This window comes from Comamonas testosteroni (assembly GCF_030505195.1).
In the GTDB taxonomy this organism is placed as follows: Bacteria; Pseudomonadota; Gammaproteobacteria; order Burkholderiales; family Burkholderiaceae_C; genus Comamonas; species Comamonas testosteroni_G.
In genome coordinates, this window is record NZ_CP129672.1 from 635253 (window position 1) to 660100 (window position 24848).

Annotated in this window: 15 protein-coding genes and 2 tRNA genes; 6 read left to right on the top strand and 11 right to left on the bottom strand. The window is 62.3% G+C overall.

All coding sequences use genetic code 11. The features are described from left to right. Positions 1–30: 30 nt before the first annotated feature. The 9 genes from QYQ99_RS02810 to purL all read right to left on the bottom strand — a co-directional run bounded on the left by QYQ99_RS02810 (position 31) and on the right by purL (position 17101). Complete coding sequence (locus QYQ99_RS02810; RefSeq protein ID WP_302091333.1) at positions 31–1236, bottom strand: VWA domain-containing protein; 1206 nt, start codon at positions 1234–1236, stop codon at positions 31–33. Between the two features lie 2 nt (positions 1237–1238). Beyond that, positions 1239–3821, bottom strand: coding sequence for a DUF5682 family protein (locus QYQ99_RS02815; RefSeq protein WP_302091334.1), 2583 nt, complete (start codon positions 3819–3821; stop codon positions 1239–1241). 53 nt (positions 3822–3874) lie between these two features. Next, complete coding sequence (locus QYQ99_RS02820; protein ID WP_302091335.1) at positions 3875–4957, bottom strand: ATP-binding protein; 1083 nt, start codon at positions 4955–4957, stop codon at positions 3875–3877. 36 nt (positions 4958–4993) lie between these two features. After that, positions 4994–6751 carry a DUF5691 domain-containing protein gene (locus QYQ99_RS02825; RefSeq protein WP_302091336.1) on the bottom strand — a complete coding sequence of 586 codons (1758 nt, stop codon included), beginning with the start codon at positions 6749–6751 and terminating at the stop codon, positions 4994–4996. Continuing rightward, positions 6748–8127, bottom strand: coding sequence for an SWIM zinc finger family protein (locus QYQ99_RS02830; protein ID WP_302091337.1), 1380 nt, complete (start codon positions 8125–8127; stop codon positions 6748–6750). The genes QYQ99_RS02825 and QYQ99_RS02830 overlap by 4 nt, the downstream gene beginning before the upstream one ends. A 410-nt stretch (positions 8128–8537) precedes the next feature. Then, positions 8538–10850, bottom strand: coding sequence for a TonB-dependent siderophore receptor (locus tag QYQ99_RS02835; protein ID WP_302093101.1), 2313 nt, complete (start codon positions 10848–10850; stop codon positions 8538–8540). Between the two features lie 480 nt (positions 10851–11330). Next, on the bottom strand, positions 11331–12383 hold the full coding sequence (locus tag QYQ99_RS02840) for a FecR family protein (protein WP_302091338.1): 1053 nt from the start codon (positions 12381–12383) through the stop codon (positions 11331–11333). After that, complete coding sequence (locus QYQ99_RS02845) at positions 12380–12889, bottom strand: sigma-70 family RNA polymerase sigma factor (protein WP_003056515.1); 510 nt, start codon at positions 12887–12889, stop codon at positions 12380–12382. Before QYQ99_RS02845 ends, QYQ99_RS02840 begins: the two co-directional genes overlap by 4 nt. Before the next feature lie 201 nt (positions 12890–13090). Next, the gene (purL, locus tag QYQ99_RS02850; protein ID WP_302091339.1) at positions 13091–17101 is read right to left on the bottom strand and encodes a phosphoribosylformylglycinamidine synthase; all 4011 of its coding nucleotides are present in this window, start codon (positions 17099–17101) and stop codon (positions 13091–13093) included. Positions 17102–17280: 179 nt separating this feature from the next. Between purL and map the strand changes: the two genes are divergently transcribed. The 3 genes from map (at position 17281) to QYQ99_RS02865 (ending at position 21262) form a co-directional block, all read left to right on the top strand. Then, positions 17281–18093 (top strand): type I methionyl aminopeptidase, encoded by an 813-nt coding sequence (map, locus tag QYQ99_RS02855; RefSeq protein WP_302091340.1) that lies wholly within the window; start codon positions 17281–17283, stop codon positions 18091–18093. A gap of 191 nt (positions 18094–18284) precedes the next feature. After that, positions 18285–20927, top strand: coding sequence for a [protein-PII] uridylyltransferase (locus QYQ99_RS02860; protein WP_302091341.1), 2643 nt, complete (start codon positions 18285–18287; stop codon positions 20925–20927). 74 nt (positions 20928–21001) lie between these two features. Beyond that, complete coding sequence (locus QYQ99_RS02865) at positions 21002–21262, top strand: hypothetical protein (RefSeq protein ID WP_302091342.1); 261 nt, start codon at positions 21002–21004, stop codon at positions 21260–21262. 64 nt (positions 21263–21326) lie between these two features. Here the strand turns inward: QYQ99_RS02865 and asd are convergent, their stop codons facing one another. Further along, the gene (gene asd, locus QYQ99_RS02870) at positions 21327–22190 is read right to left on the bottom strand and encodes an archaetidylserine decarboxylase (RefSeq protein ID WP_302091343.1); all 864 of its coding nucleotides are present in this window, start codon (positions 22188–22190) and stop codon (positions 21327–21329) included. A gap of 411 nt (positions 22191–22601) precedes the next feature. Here asd and infA point away from each other — a divergent pair, with 411 nt between their 5' ends. Together infA and QYQ99_RS02880 are read left to right on the top strand one after the other, a co-directional pair. Next, positions 22602–22859 carry a translation initiation factor IF-1 gene (infA, locus tag QYQ99_RS02875; RefSeq protein ID WP_302091344.1) on the top strand — a complete coding sequence of 86 codons (258 nt, stop codon included), beginning with the start codon at positions 22602–22604 and terminating at the stop codon, positions 22857–22859. A 70-nt stretch (positions 22860–22929) separates the two neighbouring features. Continuing rightward, positions 22930–23006, top strand: a tRNA-Pro gene (locus tag QYQ99_RS02880). Positions 23007–23543: 537 nt separating this feature from the next. Here QYQ99_RS02880 and QYQ99_RS02885 read toward each other — a convergent pair. After that, positions 23544–23620: transfer RNA gene (locus QYQ99_RS02885), tRNA-Met, on the bottom strand. A gap of 1078 nt (positions 23621–24698) precedes the next feature. Here QYQ99_RS02885 and QYQ99_RS02890 point away from each other — a divergent pair. Beyond that, on the top strand, positions 24699–24848 hold the full coding sequence (locus tag QYQ99_RS02890) for a hypothetical protein (protein WP_003080696.1): 150 nt from the start codon (positions 24699–24701) through the stop codon (positions 24846–24848).

The following is a 24848-nucleotide window of genomic DNA, read 5'->3' on the forward strand; positions in this document are numbered from 1 at the left end:
GTCTTCTTCGGGCAGTCTTCCTCAGTCTTCCTATTTGCTGGTCTTGAAGCCCTGCGTCGCCGCCCAGGCGGCCACATCGTCGCGGCGGATGGCCGCCGCCATGAGCTGCGGAAAGGCATCGGGGGTGCAGGCAAACGAGGGCACGCCCAGAGCCGCCAGCTTGGCCGCCAGTTCCGCGTCATAGGCCGGAGCGCCCTCGTCGCTGAGCGCCAGCAGCGTGATGAACTGCACGCCCGCTTCCACCAGCTCGTTGGCGCGGCGCAGCAGGCCCGACTCCACACCGCCTTCGTAAAGGTCGGAGATCAGCACCAGAATGCTGTTGCGCGGCTCGCTGATCAGCCCCTGGCAGTAGCCGACCGCACCATTGATATCGGTGCCACCGCCCAGCTGCACGCCAAACAGCACATCGACGGGATCGTCGAGTTTCTCCGTCAGATCGACCACGGCCGTATCAAACACCACCAGCTTGGTGGCCACGGCCGGCAGACTGGCCATCACCGCACCGAAGATGCTGGAATAGACCACCGAGTTGGCCATGGAGCCGCTCTGGTCAATGCACAGGATCACCTCGCGCTGCGGTCGGCGCGCCTTGCGCCCATAGCCAATCAACGTCTCCGGAACAATGGTCTTGTACTCGGGCTGCCAATGGCGCAGGTTGGCGCGTATGGTGCGATTCCAGTCGATCTCCGCATGGCGCGGGCGGCGGTTGCGCTGGCTGCGATCCAGTGCCCCGGCCACCGCACTGCGCATGGGCTCCTCGAGCTTTTTCATCAGTTCGTCCACCACCTTGCGCACCACCAGCCGCGCCGTGGCCTTGGTGTTCTGCGGAATCACCGAGCCCAGCGAAATCAGGTCCGCCACCAGATGCACATCGGGCTGCACGTTCTCCAGCATCTCAGGCTGCAGCAGCAGCTCACGCAGATTCAGGCGCTCCATGGCATCGCGCTGCATGACCTGCACGATCTGGCTCGGAAAGTATTTGCGGATATCGCCCAGCCAGCGCGATACCGAAGGCGAGGAGTTGCCGCGTCCGCCCTTGCGCGATGCCAGCTTGCTGTCTTCCTCATACAAGGCGGCCAGCGCCTTGTCCATCTCCTGCAAACGGCCCGTCACACCGCCGCAACTGGCGTCAGCGGGGCTGCCCAGCACCATGCGCCAGCGCTGCATCCGCGTAGTGGGCTGCAGCTCTTCGGATTCCTGTTGCGGCTCAGTCGCCATATTTGCTGTTTGCTTCATGGTCACACCTTGGCCGCAGCCGCATCAAAATCGGTAGTTGCCTGGGCCTGGCCCATCAGCGCCTGAGGCAGATTCAAGCCCAGCAGCTCATTGAGCACGGGCAAGGCCAGCAAGGCACGCGACTCATCCCAGGGAGCGGCATCGTCCGCGGCGCCCATGGCGGGACCCGGTGCCGCAGCGCCTCCGACAGGCGTTCGCTTGACCTTGTCGCCCAGGCTTTGCCGCTCGTGATTGCTAAAGGCCGAGAAGCTGCGCCGCACCAGCGGCAGAATCTGTGCAAACTGCACCTCGCCCAGAGCGCTGAGCCAGGCATCGACGGCCCCCCAGATGGACTCGTCATGCAGCAGCACCAGCGCCTGCTGGTTCAGAAAACCGTCCAGCCAGGCCGCCACATCCATGGGGGCCGCACCCAGCGAAAGATTGCGGTTGAACTGACGCACGATTTCAGCGCTTTCCAGCAACTGCTCGTCCAGCAGCAAGCGGCAGGCCATGCCGCGCAGCAGCGCCGCTGCGGCATCCCCCATGGCCAGGCTGCGCAGTGCCAAGCGCCAGGCATCCACCGCCTGCTGCGCCTGGCCGTCGCTGGTTCGCAGCCGCAGTGCCTCGTGCGCCGCCAGCACCTTGGTCTTCATGGCGGCCGCCGCATCCTCATCCATGGCCATGCAGGCCACGGGCAAGCCGATGGCAGCGCGCAGCACCAGCGAATCGATCACGCCGGCCAGCAGCGCCGTATCCGTCTGGCGCACACTGCCATAGCGATAGACATTGGCCAGCGGCGGCAAGGCCTGCAACAGCTGGCCCACATCGCCCGTGGTGGCTGCACGCTGGGCCAGCGTGGCGATCAGGGCCTCGACCAGCTGCGGCAAATCGGCCAGCAACGCATCGTCGATGGCCTGCGCGATTTCGGGCAGCGAGGTCTCGGGCGTCAGGCGGGCTCGCAGCTTGGCCGTGGCTGCCTGGGCCACGGTCGCGCCGTGTACGCTGGCCTCGATGATGCGCACCGCCAGCTCGGGCTCCCACTGCAGCTGCCAGCTTTCGCGGAAAGTGCCTCGATTGCGCTGGGCATCGGTGGCGCGCGCGCCCCAGTCAATGCCGAGCAGGCGCAGACGATGCAGAAAATGGCTGCGTGCCAGATCCGTATCCTTGCGCAAATCCAGCGCCAGCAGCTTGCTGGCCGCCTCGGGCTTGAGACGCAGCGACTTCTGCTGCTGCTCGATATCACGCTGCAGCGGCACCTGGGGAACATCGGCAGGCACCTGGCCCAGCACATGACCGACGGTCAGTTCCTCCTCGATCAACCTGAGCGATGCGTCATCGCCCATGCAGATCACGGTGACGATGGCCTCGTTGATTTCGTCCAGGCCAGGCATGGGCTGACCGCGCAGCGCCGCCAGACTCTCGGACAGCCGCGTGGCCTCGATGATGTGAGCGCTGGAGCAGTCCAGATCCTTGTCGCGCAGCAGATGGGCCACGCGCGTCAGCCAGCCCGCTGTGCGCAGCGTGGCCGGAGAAACCACATTTTTGATAGCTGCTTTCTCTTTACCATCAAGCATTTGAGGCTGATTTGACTCCAAATCCGGAGGCGGCTGATAGCACTGCCACAGATGCTGGTACCAGCCCGGCGAAGTCACGCCAGCGCCATAGCCGCTGCTGCTGGCCAGGTTGCGATAAGTCCAGGGAGCCCAGGTCGCAAGCACCTTGGCCTTGGGCAAGCCTTTGAGCAAAGCACTGTCGGCCTTGGCCGTCACGCTGGCCTTGAGCGCCGGCACATGCCAGGCACCGCAGACCACGGCAATGCGCTGGTGACCGGCCTTGGTCGCCTCGCGAATGCACTGGCGCATATGGGCTTCGCGCAGTGCTTCGCGCTTCATGTATTCCTCGCCGCGCCAATGTTCGCCGTCCTTGGCCAGCTCTTCGCGAGCTGCCGCCATCACCTCGCCAATGCTTTCAAACAGTGCTTCGCTGTCGCCTCGCTCCTCGACCAGACGGTTCCACCAGCTCTCGCCATCGTCAAAGCCTGCGGCATGGGCCAGCCAGTCCAGCGGATCGCGGTGCAGGTGCCGCGAGGCCGATGGCGGGAGATCCTGCTGCAGCTCATGCTCGTCGCCGTCCTGCATATCGGCCAGCGTCGTGGCCTGCGCTCCATCCGGCGCTTCTGCGGCTGCCTGCTCGGAGTCCGGAACAGCCTCCAACAGCACAGCGTCCTCGGCTGCCTGAGCCGCCTTCTTCAGCGCTTCGCGTCGCGCAAACTCGATGGCCATGCCATGGGTCTGGGGCAGGTCAATAAAGCGGGTTGCAACACTCCGGCGACTGGCCCACTGCAATGCCTGCCACTCGGGTGAGAACTCGGCAAACGGATAGAACGCGGCCTGGCTGGGCTCGTCCTGCATATAGACCAGCATGGCCACGGGCGGGCGCAGCTCGGCGCTTTGCAGCATGGGCAGCAGCGCCTCCCCCTCGGGCGGACCTTCCACCAGCAGGCAATCGGGCTGCAAGGCCTCAAGCGCCTGCAGCAGACTGCGAGCGCAGCCCGGGCCGTGGTGGCGTATGCCGAAGAAATGGACGTTGTCAGCGGAAGTGGCCATGGGCTCGATCAGCAGTCACAGGAGAAAAGAATGGGAAAGTCCCGGGAAGTACGTCAGATCTGCTCGCGGCAGGCGCGGTACAGATCCTTCCAGTCGCTACGCTCCTTGACCACTGTTTCCAGATATTCCTTCCACACCACCGTGTCCTGCACCGGGTCCTTGATCACAGCTCCCAGCAGGCCCGAGGCCACATCGGCCGCGCGCAGCACTCCATCGCCGAAATGGCCGGCCAGCGCCATGCCGCTGTTGATGACCGAGATGGCTTCCGCCGTGGACAGCGTGGAGCTGGGCGACTTCACGCGCACGGTCTTGCCATCCTCGGTCTGGCCGTGGCGCAGCTCGCGGAAGATCTGCACCACACGGCGCACCTCCTGCAGCGCGGGCGGCTCGGTTGGCAGCTGCAGCGCCCTCCCCTGCTCGGCCACGCGCTTGGTGACGATCTGCACCTCCTCGTCTTGCGAGGCCGGTACAGGCAGCACAACGGTGTTGAAGCGGCGCTTCAGGGCGCTAGACAGCTCGTTGACACCCTTGTCGCGGTTATTGGCCGTGGCAATGACCGAAAAGCCCTGCACGGCCTGGAACTCCATGGACAGCTCCGGCACAGGCAGCGTCTTTTCGGACAGCACCGTGATCAGCGTGTCCTGCACATCGGCGGGAATACGTGTGAGCTCCTCGATGCGCGCGATCTTGCCCAGCTTCATGGCATTGACCAGTGGACTGGGAATCAGCGCCTTCTCGGACGGGCCATGGGCCAGCAACTGGGCATAGTTCCAGCCATAGCGCAGTTGCTCCTCACTGGTGCCGGCAGTGCCCTGGATCAGCATGGTCGAATCGCCGCTCACGGCCGCCGAAAGATGCTCGGACACCCAGGATTTGGCCGTGCCTGGCACGCCGTACAGCAACAAGGCACGGTCGGTGGCCAGCGTGGACACGGCAATCTCCATCAGACGCGAATTGCCGATGTATTTCGGGCTGAGCTCAAAGCCGTTGCTGAGCTTGCCTCCCATCAGATACTGAAGCACGGCCCAGGGCGAGAGCTTCCAGTTTGGCGGGCGCGGACGATCGTCCACCTTCTGCAGGGCATCGAGTTCTTCGGCAAATTGCACCTCGGCGTGCTGACGTAGTACTTGGCTCATGATGACTTTCGGTTGAATGCAGAAAAAATCGAAGGCTTAGGCGCTCAGTGCGGCATGCAGGGCCAGGCGCAGATCGACGATACGGTTGAGTTGCTCGAGCACGCGCTCGTCATCCCAGGGACGCAGACGGGCGCGCTCCAGCCTCGCCTGTTGTTCGGGCGTCAGGGCGCTTTCCGCAGCCACTGCGGCGGCCTCTTCGGCCGCATCGGCCACCTTGGATACCAGCTTTTTCCAGAGCCCGGCCAGCCCTGCCGGGGCTGCTGCCTCGGGATGCTGCTGCGGCACGGCAAGTTCCTCCACTTGTGCTGGCTGACGCCAGAGTCGCACAAAGCGCGACAGAACGGTCGGATGCAGTCGGCGCGCACAGGCCAGCACGGCCTGATCGCCCTGCCAGCTATGCCAGTTGCCTGTGGCCTGCTTGCCGCCCAGCGCCTTGTCCAGAGCGTCCATCAGTTGCTCAGACATGGATTGAGAAAACACGCCAACCACCGGCATGCTGCTCTCGATGGTGTTGATGCGGTCCACCAGGCTTCCCTTGGCCTGCTGCAACTGCGCCTGCCATAGCGCCTCGCGCTCGTGCTGGCTCAGCCGTTCCAGCAGGGCCGGCAGCAGCGCTCCAGCCCGAGCATCGCGCTCCATGGTCTGCAACAGTGCAATCCAGCGCACATCGGGCTGATCGCGCAGGGCCGCCAGCCAGCCCTGGCGCAAAGCGGTCTTCCAGTCGCTGCGGCGGCTCCAGTCCCAGAGCTGCTCGGGCGTCATCTCCAGGGTCTGCAGCCAGAAATCGATGGACGCAAGCTCCACCATCTGCTGCAGCCACCAGGCTTTCACGCCCTTGATATAAGCGGGCGGTTGCAGCGCAATGCCGTCGCGCTCCCAGTCCTTGCTGCCCTCCTCGGGCGGCTCGATCTGCCATTCCCCCTTGGCATTGCGGCTCAGCATGGACTGCAGCCAGCCCGTGATACGCAGGCTGTGCGCACTTTGCGGCAGACGCGAGAGCAGACGGGCCGCGTTCTCACGCACCTCCTTGCTGCGATCGGTCAGCAGCCTTTCCAGCAGCGGCTCGTCCGCCATGGACAGTCCAACGCCCAGGGCCAGCACCATGGGCGCACGCTCCTTGGCATTGAGCTCCTTCAAGCTGGCTTCCAGTCTGGCGCGCGCCTGGTCTGCATCGGTCTCACGCTCGCTGTGCAGCAGCGCCACACGCTGCTCGATGGAGCCCTCCTGCCAGATCAGCTCGGCATTGGCCGTCTCCTGCACGCCGCTGGCATAGCTCCATTGCGGGTTAAGCCCGGCCAGCCAGCGTCCTCGCTCTCCCAGCACCGGCGTCAGCCAGGTACGCAACTCCACCGAGCGGCGCCCCTCGTTCAAAGCCTCGACCAGGAGCGCATAAGGCAAGCGCTGTCCAGCCTGATCGAGGGCGTGAAACATCGGAGCCAGCATGCTCTCGGGCCCATGCTGCAGCACATCACGCATCAGACCATGCAAGCGCTCATCATCGGGCGCACGGCGAGACTCGTCGGCAGGCAATGCCGGGGAGCTCAAAGGTGCGCTGAGCCGAATCTGCGCACCGGGTTGCCAGCCCGCGCGCTCCAAGACGGCGGCGACGGCACTGGCCCTCAGCACCTGTGCAGCCGTTGATGCAGCCGGCTGCAGCCAGGCGGCTTGCATGGCTTGCAGACCGGCGCTGGCTGCGGCATCGACCTGCGCGGTCAACACCGCAGGCACGGCCAGCCTGTCCGCGCCGACAAGACTTGACTGCTGCAGCGCAGCCCATAAATTGGCGCTGCTCATGACATCTCTCCTTGGTTCTGCCAGATGGGGGACAAGGCTTGGCTCTGAGCATCCTGCTGCCACGCACTGAGCAAGCGCCAGCGCCCCAGTTGCGGCCCGGACTCCCACTCGCCAAACAGGGCCAAAGGCGTGCCGCCGCTTAGCGCCAGCAGCCGCCAGGCTTCGTCATCGGCAATCACCGCCGGCACCGGCGCCGGCTGGCTCTGCCCTGTGGGCCAGCCCACCAGCCATTGCCCCTCGGCATACAGCAGCTGGGCATTCGCACACCACAGCGGCTGCACCGGCTGCAGCGCATTGGCGGCAATGCGCTCGCCCAGTTGCAGCAACGGTTTGCCCAAAGCCTTGAGCGTCAGGGCTGCAGCATCGCAGTTGTCGAGTGCTTCAGCCGCATTGACGGCGACCGCCCGCAGGCTCGCTCTGCCAGGATAGAAGCTCAAGGCTGTGCGATAGGCTCCGCCGCTCACCCAGGCCATCTCGAAACCGCGCCCGCCCTGGGCATAGTCCAGCAGCAGGGCCGCGCGGCCGGTATTGAGGCCCTGCAACCAGACGCGGCGCTCCAGCAGGCGACCCTCGCGCTCGATCAGGCGCTGGCCCAGCACCCGCCAATCGTCGCTGATGGTCTCGCCACGGGCCTGTACTTCAGCCTTGTCCATGGGCCAGCCCAGGGCAGCCATGACGTCGGCCTTCACCTCGGGGCTCAGCGAATCACGCCGCTGCACCGCGTCCACCAGCAGCTGCCAATGGCCAAGCTGCACCAGCAGGTCACGCGGCCAGGTCGGGTGGCTGTCCACCAGCTCCCAGGCTTCCTTGATACGCGCGGCCATGCCCGTGGCCTGGGCATCGACCATGCGTGCCGCCATGGTGTTCCAGTGCTGGCGCGTCTGGCTGTCGCCGGCCTGATTGGCCAGGCCGGTGCGCACCATGTCCTGCATCCATAGTGACAGCTCCTGCATGCCGCCAGCAACCTTGTCCCAGCGTTTGTCCTCGCGCTTGGCCTGCTGTCTGGCCAGAGCCTCCTGATCCGCCACTGGCGCAGCGGCAATGGCGGCAGCCTTGGCCTCTTTCTGCTCGGCTTTTTGCAGACGACCACCCAGCCAGTTGCTGACCCATTCCGGAGGCTCGCCGCCCTCTGGCACCTGCCCGCCTGCGCGCAGCAGCATCAGCGCCAGCCCGTGCTTGCAGGGGAACTTGCGGCTGGGGCAGGAGCACTTGAAGGCCGGCCCGCTCAGATCCACCTGAGTCTGATACGGCTTGCTGCCGCTGCCCTGGCATTCCCCCCAGACCGCAGCATCATTGCTGCCTGTGTTCGGCCATTTGCTCAGGGACTGCAGTCCCTTGGCCGCCTTGGATGACGCAGCATCCGGCGACAGTGCCAAAACTTCTGCTTCCGTTGCTAATACACGCGACACCAATGTCTCCCGTCCCGAATCAACGCTATATCTTGATAGTTCGAGGCGCTAATGCACCAAGGGCGAGTGCGAGACTCTCCTCGGAAAACCTCGTCCGCGCTTTGCTGAAGCTGTGCTTTCAACGCGGAAAAAACTGTGGTTTGACAGACCGCGCAGACCTTTGCGCGCAGTACGTCAGCCTATCATCGCCATGGCACTGTGCCGATGAAAACGTGCAAAAAATCAGAACACAAAGGAGCTTGGTGACATGCATCAACCGGCTTCCTCGCCGAGCTTCGGCACCGCTGTTCCCGGCGAACATTGAGTCCGCCGATGCTCCTGCAGATGCAAGTACCGACTCCGCCGCATTCAAGCCACGGCATCCTCGATACTTTTGCTTACCAATAGTATTGGACGCTCAAATTGGCCTCGCGGTCGACACCGCGGAAGATGCCCGCGAAATATGTCTTGTTGAACAGGTTGTTGATGTTCAGCGCAATGCGGTATCTGGGCGTGTCGTAGGCCACGGCCAGGTCGGCCACGGTGACCGCGTCGTTGAAGTTCAGACGGCCATCCGATGCCACGTTATAGGGCGAACGGCCTTTGTAGCGCACACCGCCGGCCAGCATCAGCCCAGGGAAAGCACGCGGACGGTAGTCCAGCCAGATGCTGGCCGCATGGCGCGTGGTCTGCAGGGTCTGGCGCCCCACTTCGGCGGCGCGGGTGCTTTGCGTGGTGCGAGGGTCCAGCCAGGTGTAGCTCAACAAGCTGCTGAGTTCTCGCGTCAGGCCGATACGCGCTTCCAGCTCCAGGCCGGTGGAGCGCACTTCGCCGGTCTGGATGCTGAAGCGCGGATGGGCCGGGTCCTGCGTGATCACATTGCTCTGGCGCAGATCGAAGACCGAAGCAGTGATCAGCGTGCTGCTGCCTGCGGGCTGATACTTCACGCCCACCTCGTACTGCTTGCCGCGACGTGGGACAAATGCGCTGCCGTCATAAGCCAGGCCGGTGGTCGGATCGAACGAGGTGGCATAGCTCGCATAAGGTGCCCAGCCGCTTTCGAACTGGTAGAGCAGGCCGGCGCTGCCCGTTGTGTCGCTATCGCTGATACGCGGCTGCGCAATGCTGTTCTGCGTGGTGCGGGCCGTATCGTGGCGCAGACTCAGATTGGCAATCCAGCGCCCGTACTGCAGCTGGTTGAGCGTGTAGATGCCGGTCTGGAGCAGGTTGGAGTGGCTGTCCTCCAGCTCGGGCATGGCAATGGACTGGCCGTATAGCGGGGCATTCAGATCAAGATCGGGTACGTCCCAGCCAAAACCCAGGCCGCCACGTTCCCTGTACCGCGTATGGTCCAGACCGAAAGCTAGGCGGTGCTGCAACTCACCCCAGCGCAAGTCTTTCTGCACGCGGCTGTCCATGGCCAGGGTCTTGCCCTTGGTGCGCTGGGCCAGGTTCGCGCGCGAGATGCTGTGGCCGTCGGCCAGCACGTCCATGGCATAGATGTGACGGTAGTCGATATCGATGGTGGAATAGCGCAGGTTCTGGGAGAGCTGCCAGCCGCTGTCGGTCAGGTGTCCGAACTCATAGCCTATCGACTGGGTGTTGCGGTCGAAACGGTCAAATGCCGGATCACCAGCGGTCAGCCTGGATGACAGGTTCTTGATCTGGGGGTAGGTGAACAGACTGGGCCACCAGGACTTTGGCGTCCCCCGCTCGCGTGAGTAGCTTCCGAGCAGAGTCAGACGCGTCTGGGCGGATATGTTCCAGCGCAGCGAAGGAGCGATGGAGATGCGGTCGTCACGCGAACCCACGGTACGACTATTGCTGTCGCGCCCCTTGAGGTTGAGCCGATAAAGCACATCACCGCTTTCACTCAGGGCGCCGCCCAGGTCGGCCGTCAGCTGGGCACGCTGGTATCGGCCGTAGGAGATGCCGACGCTGTTGACATGATCGGCGTCGGGCTTCTTGGACACCACATTGATCACGCCGCCGGGCCGCCCCTGCCCAAAGAGCACCGAGGCCGGTCCCTTGATGACCTCGATGCTCTCGAGTTCATCGATCTCATCGTTCCACGACCCATAGGTGCCGGCCGAAAACTGGCGCAGCCCGTCCTTGTAGTAGGAGCTGCCGTCGCTGAATCCCCGAATGATGGCACCCGTCATGCGCAGGTCGGCTCCCGTCACCTCCGTGGTGACGCCGGCCGTATACGACAGTGCCTGCTCGATGGTCTTGGGCGCCTGGTTCTTGATCTGTTCCTGGCTCACGATGGAGACGGAACGCGGTGTTTCCATCAGCGTGCCGCCCAGCTTGGTGGCCGTCGGGCGGTCGTTGGCCGCATAGCCGCTCATGGCCGCATCGTATTTCGAGGTCACGGTCACTTCGGACAATGCCGCTGCACCGTCCGATACAGGCTGCCCCATCTTGCGCAGCAGCAAGGCACCTTGCGGCGAACGCTGAGCCACCAGGCCGGTGCCGGCGAGCAGGCGATTGAGGGCCTGCTGCGCCGTGGCACGCTCGTGCACGCCGGGGCTGCTCAAGCCCTGGACCTGGTCCTGCGTGAACGACAGCAACAGGCCTGATTCACGACCAAAGCGATTCAGCACCTCATCCAGTGAGCCTGAGGGAATGCGATAGTCACGAACCTCATCGCTGCCGGCCTCGGCTGCAACTCCTGCAGACACGCCGCTCTGGGCGATGGCCAGGGACGGCATGCCCGTCCATGCTGCAGCAGCCAAAGTGCATGCCAGCAGGCGGACGGCACGGGCCGTGGGAGCCAGTCCTGCGCCCTCTGAGGCGCCTGAAACACAGGACAAGGAAGCAAAAGATACCGGGGAAGTTGGCGTAGTAAAGGCCATGGTGATCAAGGGCCGCAGCCCCAAGAAGCAAGGAATACACAACCCGTTCCGGCAACGAAACAGATCAGCCCGGGCAATGCGAAGCAGCCCTCTTCCTGCATGTCCCGCGAAGCGGGAAAACAGACCACCTTGGAACAAAAAATTTGAAAGACAGGGACTCAGGCTCCGGCACTCATTGAATGCTCCGGGCAGTGAAATAAAAAAATAAATAGCACCAACCGAATGCTTTATATAGATTTCAATGCCTTATCAATCTTAAATCCATGCATATCAAGCGAAAATCGCTATCTATTTTGAAAAGACAGGAATCCGTGCAAGCCAGCCACAGCAACCAGCCTAAAGTGCCCCCATGGGGCCGATAACCAGCTCCGGCCCTCCCCACCAGCGGCGCATGGAGCGCACTTGCAGTTGCAGCAAGGTGCCCAACGTGGCCATGATGCGCGGCACGTCATCCAGGGGGTAAGTCCCGGAGACTTTGAGACCCGCTACCGCAGGATGGCAAACCAGGGAAACAGTGGTGGCGGGCTGCAGCGCCTGCAGCACGGCATCCAGGCGCATATTGCGCGCCACCAGCATGCCGTCAATCCAGGCCGACTGCTCCTCGTATGTCGGCACGGCAGCGGCCACTGCTCGCATATCGAGCCAGGCCTGCTGCCCGGCCGGCAGCACACGCTCTTGCTGCGGCTGCAGCCGTGGCCGCAGCCGCACCGCCCCTTCATAGACAGCGACCAGACTGCGCGGTCCTTCGTCGACATGCACGGTAAAGCGGGTACCCAGAGGCCACATCTCGCCCGCCTCGGTCTGCACGACCAGAGCCCTTGCTGGCTGCTGCGAATCTACTGCAGTCACCACATGGATATCACCCGCCCGCAACAGCAACCGCCGCTCGGTGGCACCAAAGGCAATATCCAGCGCGCTGCCACCGATCAGCACCAGTTGCGTGCCGTCGGGCAGGGTCAAACGGCGGCGCTCACCACGCGCCGTACGCACATCGGCGACCCAATTGCGCCAAGGCATGTGTGCCTCCATCTGCCAGGCCGCGCCACCGCCAAGCACCAGAAGTAGCAGGGCCTGCATCGCACGACGTCGATCCCCGCCACGCCTGGATACCAGGGCGGACCTCGCCAGCGCCGCAAGTGGCGTGTCGCCCAGACCTTGCAGGCGCTGCTGTACGACCTCGATACGCTGCCAGGCCTGCTCGTGCAAGGGATCCTTAGCACGCCAGGCATGCCACTGCGACTGCAGCAGGGCGCTGTCCGGCTCCTCCTGCAACTGAAGCCACCACTCGACGGCCTGCCTGGCCAGGTCTGCAGGGACGTCTGGCGCCGTTGCCGGCAAGCCTTGCGCAGAGATCTCCGTTTCGGCAGAGGAAAGCCGCTGCTCATTCATGCGGCTACCGCCGCAAAGCAGCGCATGCCGGCCTGCATCAGGTAGCGCTTGACCGTGGTGATCGAGATCCCCAGTTCCTGGGCAATCTCGGCCTGCTTCATGCCGTCGAGTTGGGACAGCAGAAAAGCCTGGCGTACCGGCACAGCAAGGCCATCAAGCATGCGATCGATTTCGTCCAGCGCTTCGAGCAGCAAAGCACGTTCCTCGGGGGATGGCGCCAGAACCGGCGGCAACTGAGCCAATGCCTCGAGATAGGCGCGCTCCAGTTGCTGGCGACGGTAATGATTGGCAAGCACGCGCTGCGCCACCGTGGTCAGGAAGGCCTTGGGCTCGCGAGCCGATACCGGCTCCTGACGCGCCAGCAAGCGCAGGAACGTGTCATGCGCCAGATCGCCCGCCTGGTGCACGTCGCCAAGTCTTCTGCGCAGCCAGCCGTGCAACCAGCCGTGGTGCTCGGTATAGAGACGGGCAACCTCCTGGTGCAGGGGACTGGTGCTAGTTGGCATGGCGGGTTTCAGCTCTCTTTCGAGATTCCTTGGAAATACTCAATCAATAGTGATTATCATTTAGATTGCATCCAGATGCAGGCTCTGCCAGCGCTCATACCCGGCAGCGCCTCGGCGCCGCGCTGGAGCTCCCCCGAACCTCCATGAAAAAAGGCTCTGCAAAATGCAGAGCCTTTTGATTGCACTAGCAGTGCCAGGGGATCAACCCAACCACTTGCGCGCGTTGCGCCATACGTGCATCCAGGGGCTGAATTCGGACTTGTCACCCGAAGTCCAGCTCATCTGCACATTGCGGAACACGCGCTCGGGGTGGGGCATCATGGCCGTGAAGCGACCGTCGGCCGTGGTCACCGCAGTCAAGCCACCGGTCGAGCCGTTGGGGTTGAAAGGATACTGTTCCGTAGGCTGGCCGTGGTTGTCTACATAGCGCATGGCCTTGACCACTTGCTCGGCATCGCCACGGAACTGGAAGTTGGCAAAGCCCTCACCATGCGCCACGGCGATGGGCAGGCGGGAGCCGGCCATGCCTTGCAGGAACAGGCTGGGCGACTCCAGCACTTCCACCATACTCAGACGGGCTTCGAAGCGGTTGCTCTGATTCTGCGTGAAGCGCGGCCAGTCCTGCGCACCGGGGATGATGTCGGCCAGCTCAGCGAACATCTGGCAGCCGTTGCAAACGCCCAGACCGAAGGTATCGGTACGACCGAAGAAAGCCTGGAACTGCTCGGACAGACGGTCGTTGAAGGTGATGGAACGCGCCCAGCCAATGCCCGCCCCCAGGGTGTCGCCATAGCTGAAGCCGCCGCAGGCCACCACACCAGCGAAGTCCTTGAGCTGCGCACGGCCGGACTGAAGGTCGCTCATGTGCACGTCCACCGCATCAAAGCCGGCTTCGGTGAAGGCGTAGGCCATTTCCACATGGGAGTTCACGCCCTGCTCGCGCAGCACCGCCACGCGAGGCTTGGCAGCCACATGGATGAAGGGCGCTGCCACGTTCTCTTTGGGGTCGAACGTCAGATGCACATGCATGCCGGGGTCGGTGGGTTCTCCCGCAGCAGCATGCTCGCTGTCGGCGCACACGGGGTTGTCACGCTGCTGGGTGATCTTCCAGCTCACGGCATCCCACACCTGGTGCAGATCGGACAGGGTTGCGCCAAACACCTTGTTCGCATCACGCCACACCTGCAGCTCGCCCTTGCCGGCGTCCACAGGAGACGAAGCAGGACGGGTCTTGCCGATGACATGGCTGCACTGGATCAGGCCATGTTCGCGCAGCACCTGCAACACTTCGGCACGGTCTTGCGTCCTGATCTGCAGCACGGCGCCCAACTCTTCGTTGAACAGCGCGCGCAGGGTCAGGTCTTCGCGACGGCCAGAGACCTGCTTGCCCCAGTTCTTGCCTTCGCCGCTGTCCATGCGGCTATCGGAGATGCCGTCGCCCTCGGTGATCAGCATGTCCACATTCAGGGCCACGCCCACATGGCCGGCAAAGGCCATTTCGGCGGCCGTGGCCAGCAGGCCGCCGTCGCCCCTGTCGTGGTAGGCCAGGATCAGTCCCTTGGCGCGCAGTGCGTTGACTGCATCCACCATGGCAATCAGATCCTTGGGCTCGTCCAGATCCGGCACTTCGTTGCCCGACTGATTGAGCACCTGACCGATGATGGAGCCGCCCATGCGCATCTTGCCGCGGCCCAGGTCGATCAGCACCAGGGTGCTGTCCTCCACCTCGGCGTCAAGCTGCGGCGTGAGCGTGCTGCGCACATCGTCGATGGCGGCAAAGCCGGTGATGATCAGGCTCACGGGCGAGGTGACCTTCTTGGTCTGGCCGTTCTCGCTCCACTGGGTGCGCATGGACAGGGAGTCCTTGCCCACGGGAATCGAGATGTTCAGCGCGGGGCACAGCTCCATGCCCACGGCCTTGACGGTGGCGTACAGCGCAGCGTCTTCGCCGGCTTCGCCACAGGCGGCCATCCAGTTGGCCGACATCTTCACCTTGGACAACTCGATGGGCGCGGCCAGCATATTGGTGATGGCTTCGGCCACGGCCATGCGACCCGAGGCGGGCGCGTTGATGGCGGCCAGCGGCGTGCGCTCGCCCATGGCCATGGCTTCACCCTTGAAGCCCTTGTAGTCGGCCAGGGTCACGGCCACGTCGGCCACCGGCACCTGCCAGGGACCGACCATCTGGTCGCGATGGGTCAGGCCACCGACGGCGCGGTCGCCAATGGTGATCAGAAAGCGCTTGGAAGCCACCGTGGGGTGGGCCAGCACTTCGATCACGGCCTTTTCCAGCGGCACGCCGGTCAGGTCCATGGCGGGCAGCTCGCGCTCCACGCTGGTCACATCCTTGTGCACCTTGGGCGGCTTGCCCAGCAGCACGTTCATGGGCATGTTCACGGGGAACTTCTGGTCGCCGGACTCGACCGCCGTGTCCTCCAGCACCAGTTGGCGTTCTTCGGTGGCTGTGCCGATCACGGCAAACGGGCAGCGCTCGCGCTCGCAGAAGGCCGTGAACTGCTCCAGCGATTCGGGAGCGATGGCCAGCACATAGCGCTCCTGCGATTCGTTGGACCAGATTTCCTTGGGCGACAGGCCGGACTCTTCGAGCTTGACGGCACGCAGGTCAAAGCGTGCACCGCGCCCGGCATCGTTGGTCAGCTCGGGGAAGGCATTGGAGATACCACCGGCACCCACGTCGTGGATGGCCAGGATGGGGTTGCCTGCGCCCTGCTGCCAGCAATGGTTGATGACTTCTTGCGCACGGCGCTCGATCTCGGGATTGCCGCGCTGCACCGAGTCGAAGTCCAGTTCGGCGGCATTGGTGCCCGAAGCCATGGAGCTGGCTGCCCCGCCGCCCATGCCGATGCGCATGCCGGGGCCGCCCAGCTGGATCAGCAGCGTGCCCGCCGGAAACTCGATCTTCTTGGTCAGCTCGGAATCGATCACGCCGAGGCCGCCAGCGATCATGATGGGCTTGTGGTAGCCACGGGTGATGTCGCCGACCTGCAGCTCGTACTCGCGGAAATAGCCAGTCAGATTGGGGCGGCCAAACTCGTTGTTGAACGCCGCACCGCCCAGAGGGCCTTCGATCATGATCTGCAGCGGGCTGGCGATATGTTCGGGCTTGCCCACCTCACTGCCCCAAAGCTTGGAGACGGTAAAGCCGGTCAGGCCGGCCTTGGGCTTGGAGCCACGACCGGTCGCGCCTTCGTCACGGATTTCGCCGCCGTTGCCGGTCGATGCGCCGGGGAAGGGCGAAATCGCTGTGGGGTGGTTATGTGTTTCCACCTTCATCAGCACATGGTTGGTAGCCGCCTGCTTCTGATAGCTGGGCGCGCTGACTGCATCTGCCTTGGCATCGAACTTGGCGACAAATCGCTCGACCTCATGGCCTTCCATGATGGAAGCATTGTCGGCATAAGCTACCACGGTGTGCTGGGGCGAGCAGGCTTCGGTGTTGCGGATCATGCCGAACAGCGATTTTTCCTGCTCCACGCCGTCGATAGTGAACTTGGCGTTGAAGATCTTGTGGCGGCAATGCTCGGAGTTGGCCTGCGCAAACATCATCAACTCCACGTCCGTGGGATTGCGCTTGAGGTCGCTGAAAGCGTTGACCAGATACTCGATCTCGTCTTCAGCCAGGGCCAGGCCCCATTGCTTGTTCGCGGTTTCCAGCGCGGCGCGGCCACCGCCCAGCACATCCACAAACTCCATGGGTTGTGCGGCCAGGGTGTTGAACAGTTGCTCGGCTTCTGCGCGTGTCGCAAACACGGACTCGGTCATGCGGTCGTGCAGCAAAGCGGCGACCTGAGCGGTTTGCTCTGTCGACAGCTCGGGCTTGCCGCCCAGCAGACCGGATTTCATGTCCACGCGATACTCGGTCATGCGTTCCACACGGAACACATTCAGGCCGCAGTTGCGGGCGATATCGGTCGCCTTGGAAGCCCAGGGAGAGATGGTACCCAGACGGGGGGTGACGATAAAGGCCAGGCCTTCAGCGCTGCCCGTATAGGGGTCTCCATAAGTCAAGAGCGCCGAAAGGCGCTCTTGCAATGCGGGCGCAACTGCACCCTCGGTGGCAACCAGGTGCACAAAGCGTGCAGATACGCCGGTGATCTTGGGGTGAATGGCGACCAGATCGGTCAGAAGCTGTTGGGCGCGGAACGAGCTCAGGGCGTTTCCACCCTCAAACTGTGTCAGATGCAATGTCACGTGGCGGCCTGTTTGTGTGAAGGCTGTTGAAAAGCGTCCTGACCAATCCCCTGCTTGAGAGGACCTGGCCAAAGCGCTGAATTCGGTGAGCCTCGGATTTTACCGTGCCTCGGGGTTAGTCCGAATGCTCACACCCACAAGCCCTGCATGTTCAAGCGCGCAATGGGATAATTGCGGCCATGAGCATCACACTGAAGACCCCCGAAGACATCGAGCGCATGCGCATTGCAGGCCGCTTTGCTTCGGATGTGCTGGACTACATCACCCCCCACATCAAACCTGGCATCACCACCCAGCAGATCGACGATCTGTGCGCCAAGCGCATGGCCGAGCAAGGCACCAAGACCGCCTGCCTCGGCTATCAGCCCCCGGGCATGACGCCCTACCCGGCCTATGTCTGCACCTCGGTCAACCATGTGGTGTGCCACGGCATCCCCAACGACAAGCCTTTGAAGAAGGGCGATATCGTCAATGTCGACGTGACCATCATCACCGAAGACGGCTGGTTCGGTGACAACAGCCGCATGTTCATCATTGGCGAAGGCACGATTGCTGCCAAGCGTCTGTCCAGGCTCACGTTCGAAGCCATGTGGAAGGGCATTGCCCAAGTCAAGCCCGGCGCCACGCTGGGCGATATCGGCCACGCCATCCAGACCTACGCGGAGGGTAACAATCTGTCCGTGGTGCGTGAATACTGCGGCCACGGCATCGGCAAGGTGTTCCACGACGAGCCCCAGGTGCTGCACTACGGCCGCCCCGGCGAAGGTGTGGTGCTGGAAGAAGGCATGGTCTTCACCATCGAGCCCATGCTGAATCTGGGCAAGCGCGACATCAAGGCCATGCCCGACGGCTGGACCGTGGTCACCAAGGATCGCAGCCTGACCGCCCAGTGGGAGCTGATGCTGGCCGTCACCAAGACCGGCTATGACGTGCTGACCTGGTCCGATGGCTCACCCACTCCGCCCGACTTCATCACGGCCATCCGCACCTGAGCACGCTGCTGCCGCTGATCTGCATGCCGCATCCGGCCAAGGCTGGATGCGGCATATTTTTTGCTTGTAGACCTTGTTCTGCAAGCGCCATGCGCTCATCTTTTTGCCATCACAGGCCTCAAGCCCAAGTCAGTTGGGTTAAGGTGACGCTCAAGCACTTGCCCTGTTGAAACGCTTTTTTTCTACTGCGCATGACCTCCTCTGCCCACTCCTACGCCAACTCTGCCGACGTCTCCGACCTGTCCTCGCTACAGAGCCTGCGCGAGCAATACCGCGAGGCAAAGGCCCGGCAGATGGAGTTGCTGCGCAACCCCACGCTGGGCAGACGCAGCGTGCGCGGAGTGCTGCACCATTTCAGTGAACTCGCCGATGGTCTGTTGCGCACTCTCTGGGAGCGCGCGAAGATGCCGGAAGGTGCAGCCCTGCTGGCCGTGGGCGGATATGGGCGCGCCCAGCTCTTTCCCTATTCGGACATCGATGTGCTGGTATTGCTGCCCCAAAGCGGTGCACAGCCGGCTGCGGAATTGGCGGCCAGCATCGAGCAGTTCATCAGCAGTTGCTGGGATGCAGGCCTGGAAATCGGCTCCAGCGTGCGCAGCATTGCCGAATGCCTGCAGGAGGCCGCGCAGGACCTGACGGTGCAGACCGCCATGCTGGAGTCACGCCGCATCACAGGTAGCAAGGCCTTGTTTGCCGACTTCGAGCAGCAGTTCCGTGCGCAGCTCGAGCCCCGAGCCTTTGTCGAAGGCAAGCTGCTGGAAATGCGCCAGCGCCATGCCAAATACGACTTCACGCCCTATTCGCTTGAGCCCAACTGCAAGGAGTCGCCCGGCGGGCTGCGCGATCTGCACACCATGCTCTGGCTGGCCAAGGCTGCAGGCTTCGGCAACAGCTGGCATGAGCTGGCCGAGCAAGGCCTGATTACCCATTTCGAGGTCCAGCAGCTCGAATCCAACGAATCCCTGCTCAGCCTGATCCGTGCGCGCCTGCATGCCGCTGCCGGGCGCCATGAGGACCGGCTGGTCTTTGACCTGCAGACCGCCGTGGCCGAAGCCTTTGGCTACCGCTCCACCACGCCAGAGGGCCGCAAGCTGGCCATGCGCGCTGGCGAGACCCTGATGCGGCACTATTACTGGGCCGCCAAGGCGGTGACCCAGCTGTGCCAGATCGTGCGCATGAGCATCGAGGAGCGCCTGAACCCCGGCTCGCACGAACTGATTCCGCTCAATGATCGGTTTTGCGAGAAGGCCGGCACCATCGAGGTAGTCAGCGACGATCTGTACGAGCGCGATCCGCATGCCATTCTCGAAACCTTTCTCATGTATGAGCAGCATGAGGGATTGACGGGTCTGTCGACGCGCACCCTGCGTGCGCTGTATGCCAGCCGCGATGTGATGGACAGTGCCTTCCGTCACGATCCGGTCAATCGCGCCACCTTCATGAAAATCCTGCAGCAGCCGCGCGGCATCACCCATGCCATCCGACTGATGAATCAGACCTCGGTACTGGGCCGCTATCTCTGGCCCTTCCGCCGCATCGTGGGACAGATGCAGCATGATCTGTTCCACGTCTACACCGTGGACCAGCACATCCTGATGGTGCTGCGCAATGTGCGCCGCTTCTTCATGGCCGAGCATGCCCATGAGTATCCGTTCTGCTCCCAGCTCGCCGCAGGCTGGGACAAGCCCTGGATCCTGTATCTGGCTGCCCTCTTCCACGATATCGGCAAGGGCCGAGGCGGCGATCATTCCGTGATCGGCGCCGTCGAAGTCAAGCGTTTTTGCCGCGCCCACCAGATCGACAAAGCTGATGCGGATCTGGTCGAGTTTCTGGTGCGCGAGCACCTGACCATGAGCCAGGTGGCCCAGAAGCAGGACTTGTCCGACCCCGATGTGATTCGCGCCTTTGCCGAACGCGTCGGCAACGAGCGCAAGCTCACCGCCTTGTACCTGCTGACGGTGGCCGACATTCGCGGCACCAGCCCCAAGGTCTGGAGCGCCTGGAAAGGCAAGCTGCTGGAAGACACCTATCGACTGACCCTGCGTGTGCTGGGTGGTCGCGCCCCGGATGCCGCCGCTGAAATCGAAGCCCGCAAGCGCGAGGCACTGGTGCAGCTGGCCCTGTCCGCCCAGCCTTTCGAGTCCCACAAGAAACTCTGGGAGACACTGGATGTGAGCTACTTCATGCGCCATGAAGCGGCCGACATCGCCTGGCATACCCGCCATCTCTCACGCCATGTGGGCCAGGGCAAGCCCGTGGTGCGCGCCCGGCGGTCGCTGGCCGGCGAAGGCCTGCAAGTGCTGGTCTATGCACCCGACCAGCCCGATCTGTTTGCCCGCATCTGCAGCTACTTCGACCGGGCCGGATTCTCCATCCTCGATGCGCGCGTGCACACGGCCAACAACGATTACGCACTGGACACCTTCCAGGTCGTCGCACCCACCATGCAGGAGCAGTACCGCGAGCTCATGCACATGGTGGAAAGCGATCTGACGCAGACACTGCTGCAGGGCGGCCCGCTGCCCACGCCATCGCAAAGACGGCTTTCGCGCCGCGTCAAGAGCTTTCCATTCGCTCCGCGCGTCATCCTGCGCCCCGATGAAAAAGCCCAGCATTGGCTGCTGTCCATCTCCGCGTCAGACCGCGCTGGCCTGCTCTACATCATTGCCCGCATCCTGGCGCAGCACCATATCAGCGTGCATCTGGCAAAGATCAGCACCCTGGGCGAGCGCGTGGAAGACACCTTCCTCATCGAAGGCCCTGAACTGCAGGACAACAACAGCCAGTTGCGCGTGGAGACCGAGCTGCTCAAGGCCCTGGCCCAGCCCGGTTGAACCAGGCCCGGCAATTCGGGCTTTAGTTTGATGATTCGCTGCCGATAAGCAGTCACCACTACTACGGAAAGCCCATGCAGCTCGCCTCCAATGAAGTTGCGGCATCGCCGCCCACTACACGCAGCGGCCTGTTTCATATGCCGTTGTTTCGCCCCGGCACCGAGGTCACTCAGAATGGCCGACGCGAAGTCGTCAGCCATGTCATCTTGCGCAGACGCGAACTGATGGTCTACCTCCGAGGTCACGACGACCCGGTAAAGCCCGATCGCCTGAGTATTGCCCCCTCGGTGTTCACCACCGAACGCAGGCCTGAACCGCTGACCTGGTTTCTTTGATCCATCAAAACAAGAAAGCCGCTGAGCTCATGGCATCAGCGGCTTTTTCTATGGAACCCGGCTATCAGCCCAGCTTGATCCGGGCGTTGGCCATGACCTGACCCAGTCGCACCGGCGCCGCTGGCTGCCACTGCGGATTGAACTGCAGGCCTGCCGCTTGTGGAAACAGCATGACCACCGTGGAGCCAAGCTGAAAGCGCCCCATCTCCTCGCCGCTAGCCAGCGTCACCGCCTCGGCGCCTTCGTAATTCCAGGTTTGGATATGGCCTGGGCGCGGCGGGTTGACCAGGCCGTGCCACACCGTGGCCATGCTGCCAACGATCGTCGCGCCCACCAGCACCAGCACGAAGGGGCCATGGTCGGTATCGAACACGCAGACCACGCGCTCGTTGCGCGCGAACAAGCCGGGTACGCCACGTGCGGTAACCGGATTCACCGAGAACAGATCCCCTGGCACATAGGTCATGCTGCGCAGCTTGCCGGCACAAGGCATATGAATGCGGTGATAGTCGCGCGGGCTCAGGTAGATCGTGGCAAAACTGCCATTATCGAACTGACGAGCCAGAGCCGCATCGCCTCCCACCAGGGCAGTCGCACTGTATTGATGCCCCTTGGCTTGAAATATCTGCTCGCCTTCGATCCTGCCGAACTGGCTGATCGCACCATCTACCGGGCAAATCCAGTCCGCCTGCGCCAGAGGGCGAACACCGTCCTTGAGCGCACGTGTGAAAAAGGCATTGAAGGTCTTGTAGGCAGCAGGATCGGGATTGGCCGCTTCGGCCATGTTCACCTGGTAGCGCTGGATAAAGCGGCGAATGACCGCCGTCGTCAATCCGCCGGCCTCGGCTTGCGCCAGTTTTCCCATCAGCGCGGTCAGCGCCTGCTTGGGCAAGAAATATTGGGAAAGTACGGCAAGTCGGTCAGACACAATGGAATTTTGCTATCAAAGTTATAGAGCTGTCGAACAGGATTCTAGCCAAGACCACGGCAGCGGCGGCTGTCTTTGAGGGCTACAGGCGTTTTCCCCCATCCAGACCACCTCCCGGGCACGACATCTCAATGATGCAGGCGTCATGACAAAGCCCCATGCCCCCGTCTCATCGCTGCGACGCTTTACCCATTTATGAGGGCATAAGCGAAGGCGAGACGCTACAATTCCAATGTTTAGCTGAATGCTGTTTGACAGCATGGCTTGATTGGATATCGGCCTTTTGTTCGGTCTGCGCAATCAGCGCAGCGCCCTTGCCACACTGAGGCCTGAGCACTTGTACTGCTCAGGCCTTTTACGTGGTGATGACGAGCAAGCGCCGCAACTGACCTTTTCTGAGAGATTGAACAAATGGCCAAGGAAGAACTGATTGAAATGCAAGGCTCCGTGACAGAAGTCCTGCCTGACTCGCGTTTTCGCGTCACGCTGGAAAACGGTCACCAACTGATTGCCTATACCGGCGGCAAGATGCGCAAGCACCACATCCGCATTCTGGCCGGCGACAAAGTGTCTTTGGAAATGTCGCCCTACGACCTGACCAAGGGCCGCATCACCTTCCGCCACCTGGCCAACCGTGGCCCGGCCCCCACGACACCTCGTTCAAAATAAATTGCGCCTCACCATTAAAAATTCGACATTTCAAAAAATGAGCAATTTTTTGTAGTTAGAATAGAGGCTTCGGAGCGTAGCGCAGCCTGGTAGCGCATCTGCTTTGGGAGCAGAGGGTCGCGAGTTCGAATCCCGCCGCTCCGACCAAATGACAAGGGGTTAGATCGAAAGATCTAACCCCTTTTGTCTGTCTGCGATTTGCAACTTTGCCGGCTTGTACGCGCCATCATATTTATTTGTGGCTTGGCGGACCAAGAACCGCCTTAACCCTCCAAGGCCAGCACCGAACACTGATGCTGTGCGCCCTCATGGCAGGAAAACCGGCTGCCTCCGCAACTCCAGCTTCCACACCTTCGGCCAAAGGTGGCACATGCAAGAGCTCTCCGTGAGTGATGAAGCAGCCCTTTCATCACCCGTGCGGCATGCCACCCGGGCGTAGGCCTGGCTGGCTCAAGCGAACAAGAAAAGCCGGACGAGACAAATCCCTGGCCGCAGCAACCAGCCCTCGGCTGGTAGAAGGCAAAAGAAAAAGCCCCGGCTGCTACAGCCAGGGCTTGGGAATTGGCGCCAGGGGTTAAGCCATCTTTCAGTGCTACAACCTGAACCTAGCGATGCGTATCTTGCTCTCTAAATATGACAGAAAGATGGCAAAAAAGCCCTGACCGTTTCCGACCAGGGCTTTATTGGTTGCGAGGGCCGGATTTGAACCAACGACCTTCGGGTTATGAGCCCGACGAGCTACCAGACTGCTCCACCTCGCGATATTCCGCGTCGGGGGCCAACCACCATTCCTAGGCGCCAGCATGATTTCCCCGACCGTTGTATTGTAGCACACATGTATAAATCTACAGCATGAATAGATATTCAGTAATGAACCCCGCCAGAAAGCAACACAAAAGCCAACTGGCCAACCTGGAGGTGGTCTGCTCTTTAGCGCTCGTGCAGCTTATTTTTTGACCGCATCCTGAATCGCTCTTTCAGATCACCGGCCTTCTTCTAAGCGGAGCCTTCAACCTGCTTTGCGATTCCCCTGGCTTCTTGTTCAGGGCCGTCTTTAAGTTAACCAAACCTCTCCTGAATCCTACCTGCAGCAGAGACTGACACCGCACCTTGGCACTGACGCATCGCAACCTCTTCCAACGCTTCTGAACCCAACGCCCGTATCTATCCAGCAACTCTTGGAGCAATTCAGATTCACGCCTCCAGACGTTAGCCCTTTCTTTCTATAGTCCTGAAAATCGCACGGTTATTTGCAAACGATTATCAATTGCATTTATAATTCATCTCATGGTGCAGCGAATCGCTGTACTGCCTCTTCATCGTGGGGCGCTGACAAGCGAGGGCTTGCAGCGTTTTAGCTAGCCAGCGGCCCTCTCCTATTAGCCAAGCCTTTTTTCCACGATCGAGTCAATCAAGTCGTCAACCACAGCAGCACGACCAAACACCGTTGCGCAATCACAAGCCGGACTCTCATCTCAAGCACAGGCCAGAGTTTCTCGACTGCGCCATCACGCACCGCACATGGCTGGCAGCATCCAGCACCAGATTGACGGCAAAGCATCCGGCAACAACCCGGCTATCGCCGCTAGCGATACCCTGAGCCGCTGGCCGGCTTGGGCGGATACCGATCTCAGCCCCCAGGCGGTGCGATCCGAGTCGCTGCACGCGCTGCCTTTTCCTGCCCGGGCAGACAGCCTAGTGACCGGACAACAGGACCGTGCAATGCCTGCTTGAGAATCTGCAAGCACACCTCACGGCTTACATTCCTGTCAACGAACTGACACAGTCAAACGTTAAAAAGAAAGACATCAGCTTCCATCCACCCTTCAAGGAGTTGCCATGACCTACCTGTACGCCGCCTATCCTGAACTCAAAGCGACGATTCAAGAGATCATGACGCCAATGCCTGAACCGCGCTCTCCCGAAGAAGTTCTGCGGATGCTGTCCCAGAACCCTCCCGAAGGCGAGTACAGCGTCGACGCTTTCTAA

Coding starts and splice junctions, on each gene's coding strand:
- QYQ99_RS02840 (WP_302091338.1), bottom strand. CDS start 12,383: ATGAATGAGCAGCGGCTTTCCTCTGCCGAAACGGAGATCTCTGCGCAA.
- QYQ99_RS02825 (WP_302091336.1), bottom strand. CDS start 6,751: ATGAGCAGCGCCAATTTATGGGCTGCGCTGCAGCAGTCAAGTCTTGTC.
- QYQ99_RS02845 (WP_003056515.1), bottom strand. CDS start 12,889: ATGCCAACTAGCACCAGTCCCCTGCACCAGGAGGTTGCCCGTCTCTAT.
- QYQ99_RS02860 (WP_302091341.1), top strand. CDS start 18,285: ATGACCTCCTCTGCCCACTCCTACGCCAACTCTGCCGACGTCTCCGAC.
- QYQ99_RS02815 (WP_302091334.1), bottom strand. CDS start 3,821: ATGGCCACTTCCGCTGACAACGTCCATTTCTTCGGCATACGCCACCAC.
- QYQ99_RS02890 (WP_003080696.1), top strand. CDS start 24,699: ATGACCTACCTGTACGCCGCCTATCCTGAACTCAAAGCGACGATTCAA.
- QYQ99_RS02835 (WP_302093101.1), bottom strand. CDS start 10,850: ATGCCGTCCCTGGCCATCGCCCAGAGCGGCGTGTCTGCAGGAGTTGCA.
- map (WP_302091340.1), top strand. CDS start 17,281: ATGAGCATCACACTGAAGACCCCCGAAGACATCGAGCGCATGCGCATT.
- QYQ99_RS02865 (WP_302091342.1), top strand. CDS start 21,002: ATGCAGCTCGCCTCCAATGAAGTTGCGGCATCGCCGCCCACTACACGC.
- QYQ99_RS02810 (WP_302091333.1), bottom strand. CDS start 1,236: ATGAAGCAAACAGCAAATATGGCGACTGAGCCGCAACAGGAATCCGAA.
- infA (WP_302091344.1), top strand. CDS start 22,602: ATGGCCAAGGAAGAACTGATTGAAATGCAAGGCTCCGTGACAGAAGTC.
- QYQ99_RS02820 (WP_302091335.1), bottom strand. CDS start 4,957: ATGAGCCAAGTACTACGTCAGCACGCCGAGGTGCAATTTGCCGAAGAA.